The sequence below is a fragment of the Streptomyces sp. NPDC055966 genome, assembly GCF_042269865.1.
In the GTDB taxonomy this organism is placed as follows: domain Bacteria; phylum Actinomycetota; class Actinomycetes; order Streptomycetales; family Streptomycetaceae; genus Streptomyces.
In genome coordinates, this window is sequence record NZ_JBHJYK010000020.1 from 45,420 (window position 1) to 67,097 (window position 21,678).

At 73.6% G+C, this 21,678-nt stretch carries 16 protein-coding genes; 4 read left to right on the forward strand and 12 right to left on the reverse strand.

The window, feature by feature from the left end; genetic code table 11:
* Positions 1 to 299: 299 nt before the first annotated feature.
* Positions 300 to 782 carry a universal stress protein gene (locus ACFC8N_RS35090; protein WP_356033952.1) on the reverse strand — a complete coding sequence of 161 codons (483 nt, stop codon included), beginning with the start codon at positions 780 to 782 and terminating at the stop codon, positions 300 to 302.
* 91 nt (positions 783 to 873) lie between these two features.
* Here ACFC8N_RS35090 and lysX point away from each other — a divergent pair, with 91 nt between their 5' ends.
* Complete coding sequence (gene lysX / locus ACFC8N_RS35095; protein WP_376292867.1) at positions 874 to 4,152, forward strand: bifunctional lysylphosphatidylglycerol synthetase/lysine--tRNA ligase LysX; 3,279 nt, start codon at positions 874 to 876, stop codon at positions 4,150 to 4,152.
* On the opposite strand, the gene ACFC8N_RS35100 is transcribed toward lysX, so the two are convergent.
* The gene (locus ACFC8N_RS35100) at positions 4,088 to 5,521 is read right to left on the reverse strand and encodes an MFS transporter (protein WP_356033957.1); all 1,434 of its coding nucleotides are present in this window, start codon (positions 5,519 to 5,521) and stop codon (positions 4,088 to 4,090) included. The genes lysX and ACFC8N_RS35100 overlap by 65 nt on opposite strands.
* A 255-nt stretch (positions 5,522 to 5,776) precedes the next feature.
* On the opposite strand from ACFC8N_RS35100, the gene ACFC8N_RS35105 reads away from it, so the two are divergent.
* Positions 5,777 to 6,607: a polysaccharide deacetylase family protein gene (locus ACFC8N_RS35105; RefSeq protein ID WP_362819381.1), complete on the forward strand. Its 831-nt coding sequence runs from the start codon at positions 5,777 to 5,779 to the stop codon at positions 6,605 to 6,607.
* A gap of 50 nt (positions 6,608 to 6,657) precedes the next feature.
* Here the strand turns inward: ACFC8N_RS35105 and ACFC8N_RS35110 are convergent, their stop codons facing one another.
* Positions 6,658 to 7,335 carry a class F sortase gene (locus ACFC8N_RS35110; RefSeq protein WP_362819382.1) on the reverse strand — a complete coding sequence of 226 codons (678 nt, stop codon included), beginning with the start codon at positions 7,333 to 7,335 and terminating at the stop codon, positions 6,658 to 6,660.
* Between the two features lie 378 nt (positions 7,336 to 7,713).
* Positions 7,714 to 8,214 (reverse strand): transglycosylase SLT domain-containing protein, encoded by a 501-nt coding sequence (locus ACFC8N_RS35115; protein WP_376292872.1) that lies wholly within the window; start codon positions 8,212 to 8,214, stop codon positions 7,714 to 7,716.
* A 475-nt stretch (positions 8,215 to 8,689) separates the two neighbouring features.
* Between ACFC8N_RS35115 and ACFC8N_RS35120 the strand changes: the two genes are divergently transcribed.
* Entirely contained in the window at positions 8,690 to 9,997 is a 1,308-nt protein-coding gene (locus tag ACFC8N_RS35120) for a cytochrome P450 (RefSeq protein ID WP_376292875.1), read from the forward strand.
* Between the two features lie 4 nt (positions 9,998 to 10,001).
* A complete protein-coding gene (locus ACFC8N_RS35125) occupies positions 10,002 to 11,195 on the forward strand; it encodes a macrolide family glycosyltransferase (protein ID WP_376292878.1) in 1,194 nt (397 codons plus the stop codon).
* Here ACFC8N_RS35125 and ACFC8N_RS35130 read toward each other — a convergent pair whose 3' ends face one another.
* The 8 genes from ACFC8N_RS35130 to ACFC8N_RS35165 are packed head-to-tail and all read right to left on the reverse strand — an operon-like array spanning position 11,196 to position 21,458.
* Positions 11,196 to 11,870, reverse strand: a complete 675-nt coding sequence (locus tag ACFC8N_RS35130) for a nitroreductase family protein (RefSeq protein WP_376292881.1) — start codon at positions 11,868 to 11,870, stop codon at positions 11,196 to 11,198.
* Entirely contained in the window at positions 11,867 to 12,766 is a 900-nt protein-coding gene (locus ACFC8N_RS35135; RefSeq protein ID WP_376292884.1) for a hypothetical protein, read from the reverse strand. Before ACFC8N_RS35135 ends, ACFC8N_RS35130 begins: the two co-directional genes overlap by 4 nt.
* On the reverse strand, positions 12,763 to 13,761 hold the full coding sequence (locus tag ACFC8N_RS35140) for a ScbA/BarX family gamma-butyrolactone biosynthesis protein (RefSeq protein WP_376292885.1): 999 nt from the start codon (positions 13,759 to 13,761) through the stop codon (positions 12,763 to 12,765). Before ACFC8N_RS35140 ends, ACFC8N_RS35135 begins: the two co-directional genes overlap by 4 nt.
* A 15-nt stretch (positions 13,762 to 13,776) precedes the next feature.
* The gene (locus ACFC8N_RS35145) at positions 13,777 to 14,736 is read right to left on the reverse strand and encodes a nucleoside-diphosphate kinase (RefSeq protein ID WP_376292887.1); all 960 of its coding nucleotides are present in this window, start codon (positions 14,734 to 14,736) and stop codon (positions 13,777 to 13,779) included.
* Positions 14,733 to 15,824, reverse strand: a complete 1,092-nt coding sequence (locus ACFC8N_RS35150) for an SDR family oxidoreductase (RefSeq protein WP_376292890.1) — start codon at positions 15,822 to 15,824, stop codon at positions 14,733 to 14,735. The genes ACFC8N_RS35145 and ACFC8N_RS35150 overlap by 4 nt, the downstream gene beginning before the upstream one ends.
* A 26-nt stretch (positions 15,825 to 15,850) precedes the next feature.
* Positions 15,851 to 17,506, reverse strand: coding sequence for a hypothetical protein (locus ACFC8N_RS35155; protein WP_376292893.1), 1,656 nt, complete (start codon positions 17,504 to 17,506; stop codon positions 15,851 to 15,853).
* Positions 17,507 to 17,540: 34 nt separating this feature from the next.
* Complete coding sequence (locus ACFC8N_RS35160) at positions 17,541 to 20,327, reverse strand: phosphoenolpyruvate synthase (RefSeq protein WP_376292896.1); 2,787 nt, start codon at positions 20,325 to 20,327, stop codon at positions 17,541 to 17,543.
* 30 nt (positions 20,328 to 20,357) lie between these two features.
* Complete coding sequence (locus tag ACFC8N_RS35165; protein WP_376292898.1) at positions 20,358 to 21,458, reverse strand: beta-ketoacyl-ACP synthase III; 1,101 nt, start codon at positions 21,456 to 21,458, stop codon at positions 20,358 to 20,360.
* Between the last annotated feature and the right edge of the window lie 220 nt (positions 21,459 to 21,678).

A 21,678-nucleotide genomic window follows, 5' to 3' on the forward strand; every position in this document is an offset into this window, starting at 1 on the left:
CCCCCGCCGAGCCACCGCCTCCCGGCCGCCCCACCGTCGCCGTACCCCGCGCCGTCGGCCCGCTCGGGCTCACCGGCGTCCGCGTGTGGGGACGGTGGCAGCGGCTCGGCTGATCGCCCGTGCCGGTGTGTTCGCGCCCGTTCTCGGCGCCGCTCCGCCAGGCCGTGCGGCTCGCATCCGCGCGCCACTCGGCCTGGTGCCGGCGAGGCCCTTGCCGAACCGGCCCCGACACCGTCCCGCAGGGACCGCCGGCGGTACGCACCGGTCCGGGCACAGGGCCCCGTGGCGTTCGGCTCGGTCTACGGGACGACCGTCACCGGCCAGCGGCCGGCCTTCACCAGGCGGACCGCCACCGAGCCGATGATCCGGTGCCCGGCCTGTTCCGAGGCGCCGACGACCACCGCGTCCGCCTTCAGTTCGTCGGCCGCCTTCACCAGGCCGGTGTAGGGGTCGCCGCGGAAGGTGTGGAACTCCCAGCGCACCTCGAATATCCCCTTGACCCGCTCCGCCGCCTCCCGGATCTGCGCCACCAGGTCCTCGGCGATCTCGTCGGTCGTCTCCGCCACCGGCGCCCCCAGCGCCGCCCCGGCCGCGAGGACCGGCTGCACGTACACCACGGCCAGCAGCGCGTGCTGACGCCGGGCGAGCCCGCCCGCGTACGACGCGGCGCGCATCGAGGAGTCGGAGCCGTCCACACCGACCACGATGACCTTCGGCCCGTCCGTGCCACGCTCGAACTGGTGCGCGTGCGAATGCGAGTGCTGCCCCTGCTGTTCCGTCACGGTCCGAGGCTATCGGAACCCGTCCCTCCCGCTCGGACACGGGCGGGCTCTCGACGGGCGATCCGCCCGGGCTCTTCCTACAGTCGGAACCATGACCGCGAGCGCGCAGCCCGCCGCACAGAGGGACCCCACGGCGCCGGTACGCCCGCCCGCAGGCGGGCGCCTCGGCTGGGTGCCCGAGGCCTTCGCGACCCTCTTCGGCGCCGTCGGCCTGCTGTGCGCCCTGCTGGCGCTCATCGAGCCCCTGCGGCGCCTGTTCCGCCCGGTCGCGGAGGCCCTTGAGGTGCTCCTGGTGCCCATCAGCGCCAACCTCGCCTACGCCGTCTTCCTCTTCCTGCTGGCCGGTGCCACCGCCGCCCGCAAGAAGGTGGCCTGGTGGCTGATCGTCGTGTACCTCGGCCTTCTCGTCCTCACCGACGCGCTCGCCGTGGGCGTCGGCATGTACACCGACGCGCTGCTGTCCCTGGTGGTGTCCGCCCTGCTGCTGGTCCTGCTCGTCGTGGCCCGCGCGGAGTTCTACGCCGCCTCCCGCCGCGCCGCCGTACGCCGGGCCCTCGGCGTGCTGGTGGCGGGCCTCGTCGTGGCGACCCTGCTGGGCTGGGGCCTGGTCCTGCTGTTCCCGGGCACGCTCCCGGCGAGCGAGCATCTGGCCTGGGCGGCCGACCGGGTGTGCGGCGGACTGGTCTCCGAGGGCACCTTCACCGGCCGCCCGCCCCGCCAGGTCAGCTTCGTGCTCGGCCTGTTCGGCGCCCTCGCCCTGCTCAACGCCGCCGCCACGCTCTTCCGCTCCCAGCGCCTGGAGGCCGCCCTGCACGAGGACGAGGAGGCCCGCATCCGCGCCCTCCTCGCGCTCTACGGCGAGCGCGACTCCCTCGGCTACTTCGCCACCCGCCGGGACAAGGCCGTCGTCTTCTCGCCCAGCGGCAAGGCCGCCGTCACCTACCGCGTCGAGGCCGGGGTGTGCCTGGCCAGCGGCGACCCCGTCGGCGACATGGAGGCCTGGCCGCACGCCATCGCCGCCTGGCTCGACCTCGCCCGCCGCTACGCCTGGGCGCCCGCCGTGATGGGCGCCTCGGAGGACGGAGCCCGCGCCTACGCCCGCGCCGGGCTCGGCGCCCTCCAGCTCGGCGACGAGGCGATCGTGCACATCGCCTCCTTCGACCTGGACGGCCGCGACATGCGGGTCACCCGGCAGGCCGCGCACCGGGTCGCCCGCACCGGCGCGACCTGCCGCATCCGCCGCCACTCCAGCCTCGGCGAACGGGAGATGGAGGAGATCGTCGACAAGGCCGACGCCTGGCGCGACACCGAGACCGAACGCGGCTTCTCGATGGCCCTGGACCGGCTCGGCGACCCCGCCGACGGCGACTGCCTGCTCGTGGAGGCCCTCTGCGAGGACGGCCGGCTCCTCGCCCTGCTCTCCTTCGTGCCCTGGGGACGCGACGGCATCTCCCTGGACCTGATGCGCCGCGACCGCGCCGCCCCCAACGGGGTCATGGAGTTCATGGTCGCCGAGCTGTGTGCCGCCGCCCCCAAGCTGGGCGTGCGCCGGATCTCGCTGAACTTCGCCGTCTTCCGCTCCGTCTTCGAGGAGGGCGCCCGCATCGGCGCCGGACCCGTCCTGCGGCTCTGGCGCCGCCTGCTGTTGTTCTTCTCCCGCTGGTGGCAGCTGGAGGCCCTCTACCGCTCCAACGCCAAGTACCACCCCGAGTGGTATCCGCGCTTCATCTGCTACGGCGACACCGCCGCCCTCGCCCGCATCGGCCTCGCCTCCGGCATCGCCGAAGGGTTCGTCTCCGTACCGTCGCTGCGCAAACTCTGGGGAAAGGGGCACCCGAGGGCCGGGCAGCGGCCCGCCACCACCGCGGGGCTGCCGCCCCTGACGGTGCTCGGCCTCGAAGAAGGGGACCGCGCCGGTGCCCTGGCGGGCGGCCCGGGCCTGCCCGACCAGGTCCGCGTCCGCCGCCGCACCCTCGACCGGCTGCGCGCCGCCGGCACCGATCCCTACCCGGTCGGCGTCCCCGCCCCCACCCACGCCCTCGCCGACGTCCCCGAGGGCCAGGACGTCACCGTCGCCGGCCGGGTCATGCTGGTCCGCGACTTCGGCGGCATCGTCTTCGCGGTGCTGCGCGACTGGTCCGGCGACCACCAGATCGCCCTCAGCCGCAGCGAGGCAGGGCCCGAGCTGGACCGCTTCACCGCCGACGCCGACATCGGCGACCACGTCACGGTCACCGGCCGGGCCGGCCGCAGCGACAAGGGCGAGCCCACCGTCTTCGTCACCTCCTGGCAGCTCACCGGCAAGTGCCTGCGCCCGCTGCCCGACAAACGCCGCGGCCTCGCCGACCCCGAGGCCAAGGTCCGCCGCCGCTATCTCGACCTCGCCACCAGCCCCGCCGCGCGCACGGTGATCCGGGTGCGCTCCGCCGTCGTACAGGCGCTGCGCCAGGGCCTGCTGGACCGCGGCTACGTCGAGGTCGAGACCCCGATGCTGCAGCAGATCCACGGCGGCGCCAACGCCCGCCCCTTCACCACCCACATCAACGCCTACGACCTCGACCTCTACCTGCGCATCGCCCCCGAGCTGTATCTGAAACGGCTGTGCGTCGGAGGCCTGGAGAAGGTCTTCGAACTGGGCCGCACCTTCCGCAACGAGGGCGTCTCCTACAAGCACAACCCCGAGTTCACGATGCTGGAGGCCTACCAGGCGCACGCCGACTACACCGTGATGCTCGACCTCACCCGCGAACTGATCCAGGGCGCGGCGAGCGCCGCCCTCGGCTCCCCGGTGGCCCGCAAGGACGGCCGGGAGTACGACATCTCCGGCGCCTGGCCGGTCAAGACCGTGTACGGGGCGGTCTCCGAGGCGCTGGGCGAGGAGATCGGTCCCGGCACCGAACTGCTGCGGCTGCACCGGCTGTGCGACCGCGCCGGGGTGCCGTACACCGCCGACGACACCCCGGCCGACGTCGTGCTGGAGATGTACGAGCGGCTCGTCGAGGAACGCACCCGGCTGCCCACCTTCTACAAGGACTTCCCGACCGACGTCTCCCCGCTGACCCGCCCGCACCGCACCGATCCGCGGCTCGCCGAGCGCTGGGACCTCGTCGCCTTCGGCACCGAACTCGGCACCGCCTACTCGGAGTTGACCGACCCCGTCGAGCAGCGCCGACGGCTCACCGAGCAGTCGCTGCGGGCCGCCGGCGGCGATCCGGAGGCGATGGAGCTGGACGAGGACTTCCTGGAGGCCCTGGAGTACGCGATGCCCCCGACCGGCGGCCTCGGCCTCGGTGTCGACCGGCTCGTCATGTTCCTGACGGGGCTGACGATCCGGGAGACCCTGCCGTTCCCGCTGGTGCGCCGCCGCTGAGGCCCGGCTCCGGGTCCGTCGTGCGGGCGGTGCGCAGGGGCAGGGCCAGCAGCGCGACCAGCGCGGCGGCCAGACACAGCGCCGTACCGAGGCCGAAGCAGTGCCGGACCTCGGTCGCGAGGGCGGCCCGGTACTCCGCCGGACCGTGCGGCCCGGTGGCCGGCGTGTGCTGCAGGGTGACCGTCATGACGCCGGCGAACAGGGACGTGCCGAGACCGGCGCCGAGCTGCCGGGAGGAGTTCAGCGCCCGGGGGAGCGCGCCGCTGCCCGACCGCGCGAAACCGGCCGGCAGGGCGAGCACACCGCAGCCGAAGGCGATCAGCAGCAGCGGCAGTTGCACCGCGCCGAAGCCGTAGCCCGCGCCCGGCAGGCTCAGCAGCACGAACCCGACGGCCGCCACCGCACAGGCCCCGGCCACCGTCCCCGCCAGACCGACACGGGCGGCCAGGCGCGGCAGGACCGCGCTGCCCGCGACCACCCCGGCCACGGCGGGCAGCAGCGCCCAGCCGACCCGCATCGGGGAGAGCCCGCCGAGCAGTTGGAGGACGAACGTGAGCAGGAGCACGACCCCGGCCAGGCTCGCCGCCAGCAGCGCCACCACGGTGTAGGCACCGAACGCGGCCCGCTCCCGGGACAGCAGGGCCGGCACCCGCTCGCCGCGCCACGCGAGGCCCAGCACGGAGGGCAGCACCGCGGCGCCCACGGCGATGAGGACGACCGTCGTGACGGACACGCTGCGACCGCCGAGCCAGTCCGCGAACCAGGCCAGGAAGCCCAGCGGCACGACGGCCAGCGCGGCACCGGCCAACCGGGCCCGGGCGGCGGGCGCGGGCGCCGTCTCGGCCAGCGCCACCGGGGTCAGCACCAGGAGCGCCAGCCCGGCCGCGGCCTGGACCCAGAAGACCGTGTTCTCCGTGTCGACGGTGTCCAGCAGCACGGTGCACGGCAGCAGCACGGCCGGGGTGGCGCAGGCGACGACCGCGAAGTGCACGTTCAGCGCCCGGTCCCGGTCCCGGCCCTCGGGATGCGTGGCGTCGATCAGCGCGAGCGCGCCCGCCGTGATGACCGCCGCCGCGACACCCTGCACCGCCCGCGAGGCGAGCAGCACCGAGGCGTCGGAGGACAGCGCGGGCGCCGCCGCGGCGAGGCTCGACAGCGCGAACCCGCCCATCAGCACCCGCCGGTGCCCGAACGCCCGGCCGAGCGCGCCCGCGAGCACCGGCAGCGCGGCGAAGCACACGCTGTACGCGGACAGCAGCCAGGTCAGCCCGGAGAACGACAGCTCCCGGTCGTGCTGGATGAGCGGCAGCCCCACCGCGAAGACAGTTGTGTCGAAGACGACCAGGATCTGCGCGACGGCCAGCAGCACCACGGCCAGTGTGCCGCGTGCTCCCCGGTCCGGCGCCCCGTTCGTTCCCCCGGCACTTCCCGCGGTCGTTCCCCCGTGCGCGGCCAACTCGGCTCGCCCCCCTGTGTGTCATGGCAGTTGCTGTGGACTGATTGCTTATCAGACGCTTACGTGCGGGGCCACAGCGGCTCCCGTGCTCGGCCGACCGGGTGCTTTCCCGCCGCCGCACCAGTGTCGTTGTGGTGCGCCGGAGTCCGGCGGGGCGACTGATGACTCATGCAGAAGGATCAGTTGCTCACGCGGCGCCGGATGCTCCTCGCCGGGGCCGCCGCGCTGGGGGCCGCGGGTGCCGCCGGGGCCGTCCTCGCGGGCGGCGACGAGGAGACCGCCCCGCCGGCCGCCGCCCCCGGTCCGCAGGCCCGTCAGGTGCCCAAGTCCTCCGCCTTCCGGCTCCAGCCGCTCACCGGCTACGGCCCGCCGCGCGCCTCACCCCGCAGGCTGAAGGTCCGCACCGAGCCCGTGCTCCGGATCTCCGGGCGCGGCCGGCACATGATGCTGACCTTCGACGACGGCCCCAACCCGGACTACACCCCGCACATCCTGGACACCCTCGCCAAGTACGACGTGCGGGCCATGTTCTTCCTGTGCGGCGAGTGCGTCGTCGAGAACAGGGAACTGGTGGCCCGGATGGCCGAGGAGGGCCATGTCGTCGGCAACCACACCTGGACCCATCCGCTGCTGACCGCCCTCAGCCGCAGGGAGATCCACGACGAGATGGCGAGCACCAGCGACGCCATCGAGGACACCTACGGCGAACGCCCCCAGTGGTTCCGGGCCCCCTACGGCGCCTGGAACCGGGCCGCCTTCCAGCTCGGCGCCGCGATGGGCATGGAGCCGATGGCCTGGACCGTGGACACCACGGACTGGACGATGCCGGGCACCTCCACCATCGTCGACCGGGTGGAGAGCGGCGCCGCCCCCGGGGTCGTGGTGCTCTCCCACGACGCCGGGGGCGACCGGTCGCAGACCGTCCGCGCCATCCGCGAATGGCTGCCCCATCTCCTCGACTCCGGATATCACCTGACCGTGCCGGCCAGACGCGTGTGAGGGGTGCGCGGCCCGTCCCCGGGGATGCGCCGGCCCGGCCGTGGTGGATGTCAGTCCACCGCGACCAGGCGGGCGAAGACGACGAGATTCCCGTCGTAGCCGTGCCGCTTCGAGAAGCCGCCGCCGCAGGTGATCAGGCGCAGTTCCGCGGTGCCCTTCGAGCCGTACACCCGGTCACCGGGGAAATGGGCCTTCGGGAACACCTCGATGCCGTAGACCTCGAACACCGCGGTCTTCCCGTCCTTGCGCAGGACGTCGATCCGGTTTCCCTTCCTGAGGGTTCCGAGTCCGTAGAACACCGCGGGACCGCGCCGGTTGTCGACGTGCCCGACGATGACGGCCGTGCCCTTCTCGCCGGGGGAGGCGGCACCGGTGAACCAGCCCGCGAGGCCGGCGTCGTCGGGCGGGGGCGCGCCGATCCAGCCGGCGGCGTCCAGGCCGACCGGCATCACCGGCGCGTCGACCCGGATCGCGGGGATCCGCACGCGGTCCGCCCCGGAGAACGGGAGCGGCGCCGCATGCGCGGCCCGGACGCCCGTGCCGGTGCTGGTGCGGGTGTCCGGGGCGGCCGCCGAAGCGGGCTGCGGCGGGCCGGCGTCGAAGTCTCCGGAACCATTGCGGACGAGTGCCAGCCCGGTCAGCAGAACAAGCGCCAGCACGCCCCACGGGGCGTGGCGACGCCGCCGCTGCTCTTCTTCGGCAAGCTCGGACCAACCGGACGCAGACATTCGCCTTCCCTTCTCGCCGCGGTCGCCGCCGCGTGCGTCGCGTATGGGAAAACGCTAAATCCCGCGCGGGCCGAGGACGACGGGGCGATCGGCGAACGGGTGGCCCGCGGGGCCTTCGGTGCGCCATCCGAGTTGCCGTTTCCGGGACTTTTCTGACGGTCCGTGACCTGCGGGAATATCTGATTGTGTGCTTTTGGTCCGGCGTGTTGTCTCACCAGGACGGACCATTCTCGGCATGCGGGCGTGTTCCGGGGGTCCGAAGGCCGCTTCCGGGCGGTGGAAGCCGGTGTGACGCCCGCGGTCCTGCGCATGCGCGAAGGCCGGTGCGGCAGCGGGTGTCGCTGCTCGTACCGGCCTTGCGGTCGTCCGACTCCGGGATCAGTAGGCGGAGTTGACGTTGTCGATGGAGCCGTAGCGGTGGGCGGCGTAGTTGGCGGCCGCGGTGATGTTGGCGACCGGGTCCGTGACGCTGTGGGCGGTGCCGGAGACGTGGTAGGCGTTGAAGGTGGGGTCGATGACCTGGAGCAGGCCCTTGGAGGGGGTGCCCTTCTGTGCGTTCACGTCCCAGTTGTTCTGGGCGGCGGGGTTGCCGCCGGACTCGCGCATGATGTTGCGCTTGAGGCCGTCGTAGCTGCCCGGGATGCCCTTGGCCTTCATGATGCCGAGGGCCTGCTTGATCCAGCCGTCGAGGTTGCCGCTGGTGCCGGCGGTGTGGTTGCTGGAGGCGGTCTTGGCCACCCGGGCGGGTGCCTGCGCCATGTCGGCGGCGTGCGCGTTGGCGGGCATCAGGGTGACGGCGGCGGCCGCGATGCCGGTGGCGGTGAGGCCGGTGAGGGTGAGGGTGCGCAGGCGGGTGGTGAGGGCGGTGTTGATGGCCATGTGGAAGGAACTCTCCAGTGGGGGTCGTCGTCGGAGGGGCGGGGCCCCGCGCTGTGGGCCGGAGCGGGCGGGTGCGGTGTCTCTTCGCCCGGTCCGTTTCGTGGCTTCCAGCAACGACAGCAATGGTTAGCGGGGCGTGGGCCGGAGCGCAATGATGTGACGTACTACCCTACTTCGGAGATATGTCCGGTATTTATGTTTTTGCGGGCTTTCTGTGCTGTTCGGGAGGGTGTGGCGCTACGAGGCGCGATAGGACGTGATCTGCGTCCTATGGGTGCCGTCACAGGCGAAGGCCCTGTCTGAGCCCTGCCGGGCCCTTTCGAGCCCTCGCCCGGGGCTCGGCCGACTCCTAGGGAAATACAGGGTTTCGGGGAGGTGCGGCGGCAGGGCCCTCGACCGCGCACGCGGGGCTTCGTAGCGTGCCTTGCCTGAGGATGCGGGCGGACCGTCCGCGCGCCGCGGATGCGGAGAGGCCATGAGGATCAGTACGGAGCGGCTGGGCAGCGAAATCCGGGCAGGTGCCGTCTCACTCACGACACGCTCCGTGGTGCGCGCGCTGGCGCTGTGCGGGGACCCGGTGATGCGGGTCCTGGGACGCCGCGCGCCGGCGGACCCCTATCCGGACTACGAGCGGATCCGGGCACGGGGCGCGATGGTCGGACATCCGCTCGGGATGCACATCACCACGGACCACGCGATCAGCCGGGCCGCCCTGCGCGACCCGAGGCTGGGCGTGAAACCGGCGCCGGAGCGTCCGGGCGGCATCCCCTGGCAGGTCGTGTCCGGGGAGGAGGCGCGGTACGTCCATCCGCTCGACGAGTCGATGCTGGTCCTCAACCCGCCCGAGCACACCCGACTGCGGCGCCTGGCGAGCCCGCTGTTCACCCCGCGGGCGATGCAGGAACTGACCCGGGACGTCGAGAAGGTGGTGGACCGCGTACTGGACCGGGTCGAGGGGCGGGAGCGCTTCGATCTCGTGACGGACTTCGCCCGCCGGATTCCCATCGAGGTGATCTGCGACCTGTTCGCCCTTCCGGACGCCGACCGCACGGCCTTCGTGCGGTGGGGCCAGGTCCTGGCCAACACCCTGGACGGCATTCGCACCCTGGGCGAGCGCCGGGAGGTACGGCGTGCCCTGGGCGAGATGACGCGGTTCCTGAGCGCCCTCGTGGAGGAGCGGCGCCGGGACCCCGGCGAGGACATGGTCAGCCGGCTGGTGGCCGGCGAGGTCGACGGCGAGCCGCTGGACGGCCGTACGCTCGTCGCTCTCGTCGGGATCCTGCTGCTCGCCGGCTTCGAGACCACGGTCAACGCGATCTCCGGGGCGGCCGTCGCGCTATTGCGCCATCCCGGGCAGAAGCACCTCCTGCTGGACGACCTCGCGCTCGCCGGCGAGGCCGTCGAGGAGTTCCTGCGCTACGACGCACCGGTGCAGATGCTGGGGCGGATCGCCCTCGAACCGGTCACGCTCGGCGGCGTGTCGCTGCCCGCCGGGGCGATGCTGGTGATCGTGGTCGCCGCGGCCAACCGGGACCCCGCGGTGTTCGAGGAGCCGCACCGCTTCGACCTGCACCGCCCCAACAAGCGCGACCACCTGGCCTTCTCGGCCGGGATCCACTACTGCCTGGGGGCGGGGCTGGCCCGGCTGGAGACCGAGCTCGCCCTGCGGCACCTGTTCGCGCGCCTGCCGCGCCTCGCACCGGCCGGCGAACCCCGGATGCGCCCTATCCGCAACGTCCGCGGGGCCGCTGCCGTGCCGGTCCTGTCCCGAGGGGAGCGGTGAACAGATGACCGGTCACCTTCTCGTCCTCGGCATCCCGGCGCACGGGCACATGCGGCCCCAGCTGGCGGTCACCGAGGAACTGGTCCGGCGCGGACACCGCGTCAGCTTCCTGACCACGGAGGCGTTCGCACCCGCCGTGCGGGCGACGGGCGCCACCGCGCTGGTCCACGATTCTTTGCTGGCGCCGGCCCTCGGCCCGGGGCAGCTGAGGGAACTGACCCCGGACATGCTGGCCTGGTCGGCGGTGCTGTTCCTCCAGGAGAGCGAGAACCTGGTGGCACTCGCCCGCGAGCTGTTCGCCGACGACGTGCCCGACCTGGTCTTCTACGACATGATCGTCTCCTTGGCGGGGAGGTCGCTGGGACTGCTGTGGGACCGCCCCGCCGTGGAGTCCACCCCGTCGATGGCGTCCAACGACCACTACGCGCAGATGGCCGCGATCGCGGAGTTCTCCGGGGTGGGCCGCGACCACCCGGCCGTGGTCGAACTCCTCGGCCGCGAGGCGAAGTTCGCGGCCGGTCACGGCCTCGACCTGGCGCCCGGCCGGCTGGTGGACTGGCGCGCCGAGCGGAACCTGGTGTACGCGCCCCGGGAGTTCCAGCCGGCCGGAGAGACCTTCGGCGCGGAGACGACGTTCGTCGGGGCGTGCCTGTCCCGGGAGTACCTGGCGCAGACCTGGGACGCGCCCGTGGACGGGCTGCCGCTGGTGGTGCTCTCGACGGGCACCCTCTACAACAACCAGCCCGCGTTCTTCCGCACCTGCGTGGACGCCTTCGCCGGGCAGCCGTGGCACGCGGTGGTCACCGTCGGCAACGGCTCGGACCCCGCGGAACTGGGACCGCTGCCCCCCAACGTGTCGGTCCACCGCTGGATCCCGCAGCTGGCGGCGGTGCGCCGGGCCGAGGTGTTCGTCACGGCCGCGGGCCTGGGCAGCCTGATGGAGTCGCTGGCCGCGGGCACCCCGCCGGTGCTGGTGCCGCTGGTGCCGGAGACCCGGGTGCTGTCGCGGCGGGCCGTGGAGCTGGGGCTCGGCACGCTCCTCGACACCGCCGACATGACCGCGGACACCCTGCTGGACGCCGTACGCCGGACGGCCGCCGACCGCGAACTGCGGGACCGGCTGCGGCGCATGTCCCGGGTGATGGAGCAGGCCGGTGGCGCGCCGCGGGCCGCCCTGGCGCTGGAGGCCCTGCTCTGATCAGGTCCTGCGAGGCTCCGTGGTGAGCCCGTCGTGCGCTGCCGTGTCCGACCAGCCGTTGTAGTGCAGCACCTGCTCCAGCGGCTGCCGGGGACCCGGGCGGAAGGTGCTGCGCAGCGGGTGGGCGGTGGGCAACAGGGCACCCTGGTGGACCGTGCGGGGCAGGCCGAGCAGGTCGGCGATCTGCCGCTCGCGGTCCAGGTGGACGGTGGTCCAGGCGGTGACCAGCCCCCTGCTGCGGGCCGCCAGCGCGTAGTTCCAGGCGGCGGGCAGCAGCGAGGACCACAGGCCCGCCTGGTTGCCGGACGGCAGTTCCTCGGAGTCCAGCTGGAGGCACGGGATCACCAGCACCGGCACCTCGTGCAGCCGGTCGGCGAGGTGGCGAGCGGCGGTCAGCACACGCAGGGTGGCGTCCGGGACGTGGTCCGGCTCCCGCAGCGCGGCGCCGTTGCGGGCGTAGAAGGCGGACCGGTACACGTCGGCCACCTGGGAGCGCACCAGCGGGTCGGTGAGCACCAGCCACCGCCAGCGCTGGCGGTTGTTGCCGTTGGGCGCTTGCAGGGCGATGCGCAGACAGTCCTCGACGACCGCGGGATCCACCGGACGCGTCAGGTCGAGACCGCGCCGTACCGTGCGCGTGGTGGTGAGCAGTTCCTCGCCGCTGAGACCGGTCACGGCCGGACCACCGCCTGGAGCACCAGGGCGAGATAGGTGACGACGATGTAGCCCATGGCGGGCGGCAGCGGCCAGGTGCCGCGGCGGGCCGTCAGGAAGCGGAGTGCGGCGGCGACGGGAAGCAGGGCCGCCAGACAGGGCAGCAGACCGAGCACGCCGGCGGGCCGGAAGAGGACCACGTCGCACAGCAGGGCCACGGCGACCGGCGCCAGCGCGGCGGCCGCGCCGCCCACGGGCCCCAGCGCCGACGAGTAGAGGCGGTCGTCCGGCACCGACTCCCAGGCGGTCTTGCGGGCGAACTCGAAGTGCAGGAAGACACCGGCGCACAGCCCCAGCAGCGGCAGCGCCCGCCAGTCGGCGGTCACCGGCCCGGACACGGCGAGCGAGAGGTACACGTAGGCGCCGACCAGCACCTGCACCGGATAGGTGACGGCCAGGTTGAGCAGTTGTCCCTCCCGGACCGGCGCGGACAGGCGCTCCACGACGGGCAGCAGGAGCGCGTAGCCGAGCGGCAGCAGGACCAGGAACGCGGCGACCGGGGAGAGCAGCGCGTTCAGCGCCACCACCACGACGGCGACGGCGGCCATGGCACCGCGCAGCTCCGCCGCGCTGATCGCGCCCGTGACGAGGGGCCGGTCGGGGTGGTGCACGCGGTCGTGGGCGAGGTCCTTCTGCTCGTCCAGCATCCGCAGGAACAGCAGGGTCAGCACGACACTGACGGCGCGTACGGCGGTGGCGCCGGTGGGGCGCCAGGCCGTGCCCGCCAGGGCCACCGCGGAGCCCTCCAGTGCGAGCACCCACAGCACGCCGTAGGCGGCGTAGACCTGTGGGCGGAACCTGCGCAGAACGAAACGGCCCAGGCGGGCCGGGACCAGGGGGAGGGCCACCGCGCTCACGGACGGGAGCCCTCGCCGCGGTCCAGAGCGCGCGGACCGGCGCCAGCACCCGCCGGTTCCGCCCGCTCCGGGGCGGCCAGCCTGATCCGGGCGTCGGCGACGGGCGCGCCGCGCTGGCTCAGCGTGCACGCGGTGTCCGAGCCGGGCAGGACGGGGCCCGTGCGGCACTCCAGGGGCAGGTCCAGTTCGCCGAAGGCACGGAACCGGGCGTGCAGGGCCGTCGGCCGCGCCGCGGGCGTCGGCAGGGTCCCGGCCGCCACGGAGGCGACGACCGCCAGCTGCCGGCAGGCCTCCAGCTCCAGCATGCCGGGCACGTGGTCGACCCAGTGGTCGAACATGACCGGGTGCGCGGTGTCGGGCACCAGACGGGCGGCGAGACCGCCGTCCGCGGTGGCCCGGGCGGGGGAGATCACGGCGTTGGCCGCGGACCCGCGATCCACCAGCTCGGGCCGGATCCGCTGCACCGGCGGCGCCACCGGGACGGCGGGCAGCTCCAGATCGGCGCGCCGCACGGCGCGCAGCCTGTCCCACTGCCGCGGCGCCAGCCAGGAGTACTCGATGCCGGCCGTCATGACGTCATGGCCGTCGGCCGTGCACAGGAAGCGCAGCCGCAGGCCCGTCACGCCCGACCTGCCCCGCGCACGGCGCTCGATCCGGGTGCCGATGACCATGTCGGTGGGGAACGCGCACCGCGCCGGCGGCCCGGGTTCGAGGACCTCGAACTCCACGGTCCGCAACAGGAACTTGTGGTCCAGGGGCACGCCGAGGAACTCGTGGGCCACGACGAAGATGCCCTGCCTGCACGCCTCCAGCAGCATCAGGGGATCGTGCCCGGCGCGCGGGGCGAGCGTGTCGTCGTAGAAGGCGTGCAGCCGGGGCAGTTGGGCGGCGAGGACCAGGTCGTCCTCGCCGTGGCGCCGCGCGTCGGTCAGGAAGACCTCGGCGATGGACGCCCGGTGCACCAGGGCCTTGGGCAGGGTCCGGTCGATCCGCATGCTTGCCTTTGCTCCTCAGCGTGTGGGGGTGCGCAGACCGGCGAGGTGTGCGCGCCAGGTGCCGGCGTCGGCGCCGTCCAGGACGGGCGCCCGGCCGGGCTGCCGCATCGGCAGCACCTTCGATCCGACGACGACGGTGTCCCACGGGTCCAGGGCCACGCCGTCCCGCCAGGCCGTCTCCAGCAGTTCGCGCGGCGAGGCGTCCGGGCGCGGCCCGGCGTGGGCGGCGACGGCGGACCGTACGCGCGCCAGGGCCGGTTCGAAGTCGAGCGAGCGCGGCGCGCAGCGGCTGTGGAGGAGCTCGGCGAGGTCGACGGCCCGTGCGGTGCGGTCCTTTCCGGCGAGCGCGGAGCGGAACATCTCCTCACGCTGCTCGTCGTCGAAGTGGACGGCCAGCTCGCGCAGGACGTCCGCGGGTTCGTCCGGGGTGTGCACCAGGTTGAGCAGGTAGCTGTAGCGGCCGAGCAGGTGGCGCAGCTGGCCCGGGGTCCTGGCGTCCGGGTCGGTGGGACCCTTCAGCTCGGTGAGCAGGACGGACGCGGGGACGTCGGTGTCGCGCTCGCAGCGGACCAGCAGCACCAGGGAGTCGGTGCTGTGCAGGAACAGCCGGGCGAGTCTGCGGCGCTCGGGGGTGGCGAGGTTCCACTGGTAGAACCAGAGCGAACGGATCATGGTGCGGGTGAGCCGGGTGGTCTCGGCGGCGACGATGCGAAAACCGTTGTCGGCCAGCCAGTCCACGGCGGGCAGCAGCCTGCGGGTGACCACGGCGTCGGGCTTGAGCAGCAGCGCGGCGTGGCGGTGGGTGAAACCGGTGAGGTCGCCGGTGAGGGTGTCGAGCTGCTCGAAGCTCTCCTGGTAGTAGGTGTCCGCGCCGTACAGGCGGCGCTTGCGGGGGTCGCAGGCCAGCAGCGGCGACACCTCGATGCCGTGGACGGACGCGGTGTGCTGGGGCGCGAGGGTGTGCTGGGGGCTCATGCCTGGGTGCTCCCGTCGGTCGGTGCGGGTGCGGGGCGGCGGGGTGGGGCCGCGCCGAGATAGCCGACCCTGAGGCAGTGGTCGAGCAGGCGGCGCAGGTAGGCCGGACCGCCCCTGGGCACCGGGTGGCGGCTGAAGGCGGCGGTGTTCGTGGTGTCGAAGCGGACGCGGCGGCGGAAGTAGCTTTCGTACAGCGACATGACCCGCTCGTGGTAGGCGCGCTCGCGGGCGGGCAGGGCCGCCGCGGAGAAGGACGACGGCGGGACGAACCTGGCCACCCGGAACGAGGGGTACTCGGCGAGCACGTCGGAGAACTCCCGCAGGGTGACGGCCTGTCCGACGGCGTGCAGGGTGAGCCCGCGGGCCTGTGCGAAGCGTTCGCACACCTCGGTGACCACGTCGGCGACGTGGTCCACGGGCACCAGGTCGAGCGCCGCGTCGTAGTGGCCCGGGACGGTGCGGGACAGCCCCTGGGTGATGAGTTTGACGACCGGGTAGAGGGTCTTGAACTCGCGGACGCAGCCGGTGCGGGTGGCTCCGGTGACGATGCTGGGCCGGACCACCGCCACCGGCAGCCCGTCGACGGCGGCTTTGCGCACCAGGGTCTCCGCCTCCAGCTTGCTGCGCTCGTAGGCGTTGCCGAGGCGCTGTCCGACGTCGAGTTCCTCCTCGCGGGCGGTGCCGTCGCGTTCGCCGCACACATAGGCGGTGCTGACGTGGACCAGGGGAATCCCATGGCCGAGGGCGAGGTCCAGCACGTTGCGGGTGCCGGCCACATTGACGTCCCGGTAGAGCTGTTCGGGCCGGCCGAAGTCGGTGACGGCGGCGCAGTGGACGATGCGGTCGGCCCGCGCCGCGGCCCGCAGGCCCTCGGCGCTCAGGCCGAGCCCGGGACGGGTGACGTCCCCGGACAGCCGCTCCAGCGCGGTCGTCGGGGCGGTGAGCCTCCTGCCGTTGTTGCGGACGATGTCGCCGTTGCTGTGGAGCACGGCCAGCACACGGTGGCCCGCGGCGGTGAGCCGCGCGGTCACCTCGGCTCCCACCAGTCCGCTCGCTCCGGTGACAAGTACGGTCGTCGGGTCGGCCATCGGTCGGTCCTTCACACGTGGTGGCATCAGGCGGCGTGGTGGGGCTGGGCACCGTTGCTGGCGACCAGGTCGCGGGCCTCCTCCAGGGGCAGTTCCGCGTCGAGGTAGGTGCCGATCCGCAGCCAGTCGTAGCCGAGCTCCAGCGTGGCCCGCCAGGTGTCCGCGGAGTCGAAGGACGAGGGGAAGGCATCGGCACCGGCCGTGTCCCGCACCAGGCGGACGAAGTCGCCGAGTTCGGCGCCGAGCCGCGAGCCCTCCTCGGCTGCGGTGACGGTGCGGCCCAGCAACTGCGCCGCGCGGCCGGCAAGCGGCCGGGTGGCCGGCGGCAGCAGCGCCAGACGGCGCACCAGATCGGAGTCGGCCGGCAGCGGGTTGACGCCGTAGGCGCTGAACAGGCCGCGCAGCGCGGCGTGGACGGCGCGCCGGGCGGTCAGTTCGGCGACCTTCCACTGCCCGCGCTGCAGTGCGCCGCGCAGGTCCTCGCGGGCGTTCTCCACCACGACGTTGGACCACACCAGGGCCATCGTCGCCGCGGCGAAGCGCTCGGCGGGCAGCGGGACCAGATCGACGCCGTCCGGTCCGCTGACGGCCGCGCCGTGCACGGAGAGCAGCGGGGCGGCGGAGTGCGGGGGCGGGGTCACCGGGCCGGGCGGGGCGGCCAGCGGCAGGCTCGGGGTGACGGTGCCGGCGCCCTTCCAGGCCAGCCGGATCAGTCCGTAGCGCAGGAAGGCGGCGAGCAGCGGGCCGCAGTCCGCGATGCCGGTCGCCCGCGCGGCGGCCCGTACGTCGGGCAGCGGCCTGCCCAGGACCAGCGACCGCCAGACCGCGCCGGCCCGGTCGCCGAGCGCGAAGACGTCGCGCCGGTCGCGGATGACGTGGACCCGCTCGCCGGTCTGCCAGCTGGTCACCCGGGCCGCGCGTTCGACCGTGAGCCGCTCGGGGCGCAACGGCACGCCGCCGACGCCCAGTTCGGCCGCGAAGGCGAGGCACTCGGCGAGGTACGCGTGCACGGCGGTGGGGTCGCCCTCGGCAGCGCCGGCCGCCGCGTCCAGGGCCCAGTAGCGGTCGCGGACGTCCGGCCGGCCGGCCCTTTCGAGCTGCAGGGAGAGCCACTTGGGTTCGAGGTAGGTCTCGCCCCGGCCGGCCGCCCAGGACTTGACGGCCTGGACCAGGCCGGCCCGGGCCCAGTCGGCCGCCTCGGCGCTCTCGTCGAGGCAGTCGAGCGCCATCGCGTGGCGCAGGGACTGCCGGGCCCGGTGCGCCCACCAGGCGCCGGCGATCTCCCGGAACCGCTCGACGCGGAGCAGGCCCTTGACCTCGGCGACCAGGGCGTGGCCGCGCAACGGGTGGCTGCCCAGGAAGCGCTGGCAGCGGTTGAGGAGGTCTTCGGAGAGCCGGCCGGGCCGCCCGGCGCCCGCTTCGAGGGACGCGAACTGGTCGGCGAGCTGACGCACCGACCGGGTGCGGATCTCGACCCGGCGGCCGTCCACGAACAGCAGCGACGGCATGGTCGGCAGCTGCGCCTCGTCCCGGCCGACGAGCAGGAAGTCGATGTCGGAGGAAGGGTTGCCGAAGCCCTCGGCGATGGAGCCCTCCAGGACGACGGCCCAGTCGGGGCCGGGAGGCAGCGTGGCGAGCGATGTGTCGAGCAGTCCCTGTAACTGCTCCTCGGTGAGGATCATGGTGCGGTGTCTCCGTCCTGCGAAGCTCCGTGCTTCACGACGTGGGCGTGGTGTCGGCGGGCGGGTCGGCCAGCACGGTGACCGTGCCGGCGGCGCCGTCGACGCGCAGCCGGGTGCCGCTGCGGATCTCGGTGGTCACGTTCCTGACCTGTACGACGGTGGGGATGCCCAACTCCCGTGCCACCACGGCGACATGGGTGAGCGGGCTGCCGCGCTCGATGACCAGGGCGGACGCCGAGGGCAGCGCGGTCACCCAGCCGGGGTCGGTGCGATAGGCCAGCAGGATGCCGCCGCCGATGTCGCGCGGGGCGTCGGTGACCACCGCGAGGCCCTCGGCGACGCCGGGGCAGGAGGGGGTGCCGCGCAGTTCCCGGGCTCCGGTGCGGGCGGCGGTGGCGGACCAGCCGGCCCGTTCGAGATTGCCGGACCAGTAGGGGGCGCCGTGCGTGGTGAACCGGGAGGGCGCGTGCAGCGCGGCGTCGGCGGCCAGCCGCGCGCGGCGCACGGCCACCAGGTCCGTCAGCTCCGTGTGGGCGATCATTCCCTCGTAGGCGCCGTGCACTTCCTCCAGACGAAGCAGGAACACGTCGTCCCACGCCTCGATCGCACCGCTGCGCGCCAGGTCACGGCCCATGGCGCGGAGCATCCGCTTGGCCGCGCCGAAGGCCCGGGTGCGGCAGAAGCGCAGCCGCTCGCGGTCCGCGAGCGAGGCGCGGGCCTTGCGCCGGACGATCTCGTAGACCCATCGGCGGGGGCCGCGCAGCCGCTCGGCGAGGTAGGAGTCGGCGTCCTCGCCCCGGCGCGGCGCCGCGCCGGAGCCGGGCAGTGCGCCGCGCAGCAGGGTGAAGAGCCCGGCCGGGTCCTCGTGCAGATCCGGGACCTCCAGCTTGAGCTCGTCGGGGCTGCGGTAGCCGTAGGCGGCGATGTACGCGTCGACCGCGGCCAGCACCTCGCCGTGGTCTCCGTCGCGCAGCGCCTGGTACACCTCGTCGTCGGAGGTGCGCTCCAGCAGGGCGCGTACCTCGTCGTCGGCCGCGACGCGCTTGCCCAACTCGGCCAGCGCCCACACCGGTTCGGCCGACTCCAGTCCCTCACCGGGACCGGCGGCGGCCCAGACGAACCATTCCGGGGCGTCGGGCAGCCAGCGGCGGGTGAGCAGGGCCAGCAGCCCGACGGAGAGCAGGATGGCGGCGTCGAGGGCCTGCATCGGCCCCCACTTCTCGATCAGCTCGCGCTGCAGGCGGCGGAAGCGCCGGTACGTCTCCTCGCCCGGCAGCGCGTCGTGGTCGACGTTGTCGAAGACCTCGTAGGACCGGTAGAAATCCCGGTGGAACGTGTCCACGGATTTCCTCATGGTGAGGAATCTGCGGGCGAAGACGGCGGTGCGGTACGCGCGGCTGACACGGCCGCGCAGGCCGGGTCGGGGAGTGAACGGGTGAAGTGTTCCGGCCAGCTCGTCGGAAATGTTTTCCTCGACTCCGAGGGACCTCTCCAGAACGCGCCGGTTCAGCGGGTAAAGGGGCGCCAGCCGCACCATGCGGTACCAGTGCAGAAGGTTGTAGTAGACCCGGCCGTGGAAATAGCCGAGCAGGTGCGGGGTCCATTCCTGGACTTCCCGTAATTGGGCCGGGGGGACGGCGAGGGCACGGGCGTAGCTCTCGTAGACCTTGGCGTAGGTGTCGGCCGCGAAGCTGTAGGTGAGGGGGGAGACGACGCCGCTGAAGCTCTCGATGATGTTGGAGTTGTCCCAGATGCGCAGCTCGCCCCGCGGCTCCCCGGCGGACGCCGGGGCGCGCCGGTCGGTGGGGCCGGCGAGCGGGCCGGTGACGGGGCGGCTCTGCAGGATCCAGACCTCGCCGTCGGCGATCGCCCACTCGATGTCCTGCGGCGTGCCGTAGTGCTCGGCCACCCGGACGCCGAGGCCGTGCAGCCGGGTCAGGTCCTCGTCGCTCAGGGCCAGGACCTCCCGGTCCGCCGCGGCGACGGGCCGCACCTCGCAGCCGGGGCCGGCACCGGCGCCGTAGCTCTCCCGCTTCTCGCCGACGACGGTGTGCAGCCGCTCGCCGGTGACGGCGTCCAGGGCGACCGTGTCGGCGTCGACGGCGCCGGAGACCAGCCCCTCGCCCAGCCCGTAGACGGCGCTGACCAGGTACCGGTCGGTGGCACCGGTCGTGGGGTCGACGGTGAACAGGACGCCACTGCGCTCGGCCGGGACCATGCGCTGCACGACGACGGCGACACCCGTCGCCGACAGCGCGAGGCCGCGCTGCGCGCGGTAGCGCAGGGACCGCTCCGAGAAGCCGGAGGCCCAGCAGCGGCGGACGTGGGCGACGACGTCGTCGAGACCGCGGACGTTGAGGAAACTGTCGAACTGGCCGGCGAAGGAGTGCTCGGCGCCGTCCTCCTCCGCGCCCGACGAGCGGACCGCCACCGGGCCGCCGCCGACGTGCTCGTAGGCCCGCCGGACGGCGTCGGTGACGGCCTCGTCCGGCGGGGCGTCCGTGATGAGAGCGGCGATCTCCGCGGCCGTCTCCGCCGCCGTCCGTTCCTCGCCGTTCTGGCCGTCGCCGGTCAGGAGTTTCGCGAGGCGCTCCTCCAGTCCGTTGCGCCGGGCGAATGCCGCGAAGACGTCGGTGCCGAGCACCGCCCATTCGGGGACCTGGAAACCGGCGGTCGTCAGGGAGTGGAGATTCTTTGCCTTTCCCCCGGCTTCCGGCGATGCTTCAGACCTTTGCTCGGATCCCGCGCTGAGCGACACCACGGATTCCCTCCGGCTGGGTGATCGATTCCATTTCCCACGGTGGCAGCGGCGGGGACGCATCGAAAACCCTCGCCCGACGGCTGTGGGTGTTCACCTATATTTTGGGAGGAAGTCGCCTGCTTCGGTGGAAAGTTCGGTGCGCAACGGCTCCAGACCGGGCCAGACGACGGCGGTCGAGCCCCAGGTGAGTCCGCCGCCGAAGCCGGTCAGCACCACCTTCTGACCGGGTGTCAGTTCGCCCTCGGCGGTGGCGTCGGCGAGCGCGAGGGGGATCGAGGCGGCGACCGTGTTCCCCAGGTCGGCGATGTTGGTGCGGAACCGCTCGACGGGCACGCCGAGCTGCCGGGCCACCGCCGCCAGGATACGGGAGTTGGCCTGGTGGAACACGAAGGAGTCGACCTCCTCCACGGCCCAGCCGGTCCGCGCGGCGATGTCCTGCGCCGACTCGGCCATCCGGCTCACCGCCTGCTTGAAGACGGCCTGTCCCCGCATCGAGAAGTAGGTGTCCTCCGCCTTGGCCGGCAGGCCCGTGGACCGCTGGCGCGATCCGCCGGCGCCCATCCCGATCAGGTCCACGGACGAGCCGTCGCTGCCCAGGCTGAAGTCCAGCAGCGCACCGGGCTCCGTCCGGGAACCGGCGCGCAGCAGCACCGCGCCCGCACCGTCGCCGAACACCACCCGGGTCGCCCGGTCCTCGGGGTCGAGGATGGTGGAGAACGTGTCGGCGCCGATCACCAGCACGCTGTCCACGACCCCCAGGGAGATGAGCCCGGCCCCGGACGCCAGGGCGTACACGAAGCCGGTGCACACGGCCTGCACGTCGAACGCGGGCACCGGGCCCAGCCCGATCCGGCTCGCCACGTTCGGGGCGGTCGCCGGGCAGAGCTGGTCCGGTGTGCTGGTGGCGAGGACGACCGCGCCCGCGTCGGCCGTTCCCGCCGAGGCGAGGGCGTTCCGCGCCGCCTCGACCGCGAGGTCGCTCGTGGCCTGCCCGGGCGCGATCGCGCGACGCTGTCGGATCCCGGTGCGGCGGCGGATCCACGCGTCGTCGGTGTCGAGCACGCCGGCCAGGTCGTCGTTGGTGACCACGGTCTGCGGCACCGCCGCGCCCAGCCCGGCGACGACCGCCGCGCGGTCCGGTGACCGCGGCCCGCCGGCCGTCCGTCCGTACCTCTCGTTTCCCGGCTTCACGGCACCTCACCTCATCGCTGTCGGCGCAACACACGAACAGAGAACGGCAAACCGGCACACGTGGGTTGCCGGACCCCGGTCGCCTAGGTGAACTCCTACAACCCCGCGGCGAGCCTGGAGCTTTCGTGCCGACCGGTGTGTCCTCGACCGTGGAGGCACCCGGCGCAGCCGCGCCAACACCCGCCTCCGACACGCCAGTTGCCGTACCCCCGCGCCGGGC

Coding starts and splice junctions, on each gene's coding strand:
- ACFC8N_RS35125 (WP_376292878.1), top strand. CDS start 10,002: ATGACCGGTCACCTTCTCGTCCTCGGCATCCCGGCGCACGGGCACATG.
- ACFC8N_RS35155 (WP_376292893.1), bottom strand. CDS start 17,506: ATGATCCTCACCGAGGAGCAGTTACAGGGACTGCTCGACACATCGCTC.
- lysX (WP_376292867.1), top strand. CDS start 874: ATGACCGCGAGCGCGCAGCCCGCCGCACAGAGGGACCCCACGGCGCCG.
- ACFC8N_RS35110 (WP_362819382.1), bottom strand. CDS start 7,335: ATGTCTGCGTCCGGTTGGTCCGAGCTTGCCGAAGAAGAGCAGCGGCGG.
- ACFC8N_RS35145 (WP_376292887.1), bottom strand. CDS start 14,736: ATGAGCCCCCAGCACACCCTCGCGCCCCAGCACACCGCGTCCGTCCAC.
- ACFC8N_RS35120 (WP_376292875.1), top strand. CDS start 8,690: ATGAGGATCAGTACGGAGCGGCTGGGCAGCGAAATCCGGGCAGGTGCC.
- ACFC8N_RS35150 (WP_376292890.1), bottom strand. CDS start 15,824: ATGGCCGACCCGACGACCGTACTTGTCACCGGAGCGAGCGGACTGGTG.
- ACFC8N_RS35160 (WP_376292896.1), bottom strand. CDS start 20,327: ATGCGTCCCCGCCGCTGCCACCGTGGGAAATGGAATCGATCACCCAGC.
- ACFC8N_RS35115 (WP_376292872.1), bottom strand. CDS start 8,214: ATGGCCATCAACACCGCCCTCACCACCCGCCTGCGCACCCTCACCCTC.
- ACFC8N_RS35140 (WP_376292885.1), bottom strand. CDS start 13,761: ATGCGGATCGACCGGACCCTGCCCAAGGCCCTGGTGCACCGGGCGTCC.
- ACFC8N_RS35105 (WP_362819381.1), top strand. CDS start 5,777: ATGCAGAAGGATCAGTTGCTCACGCGGCGCCGGATGCTCCTCGCCGGG.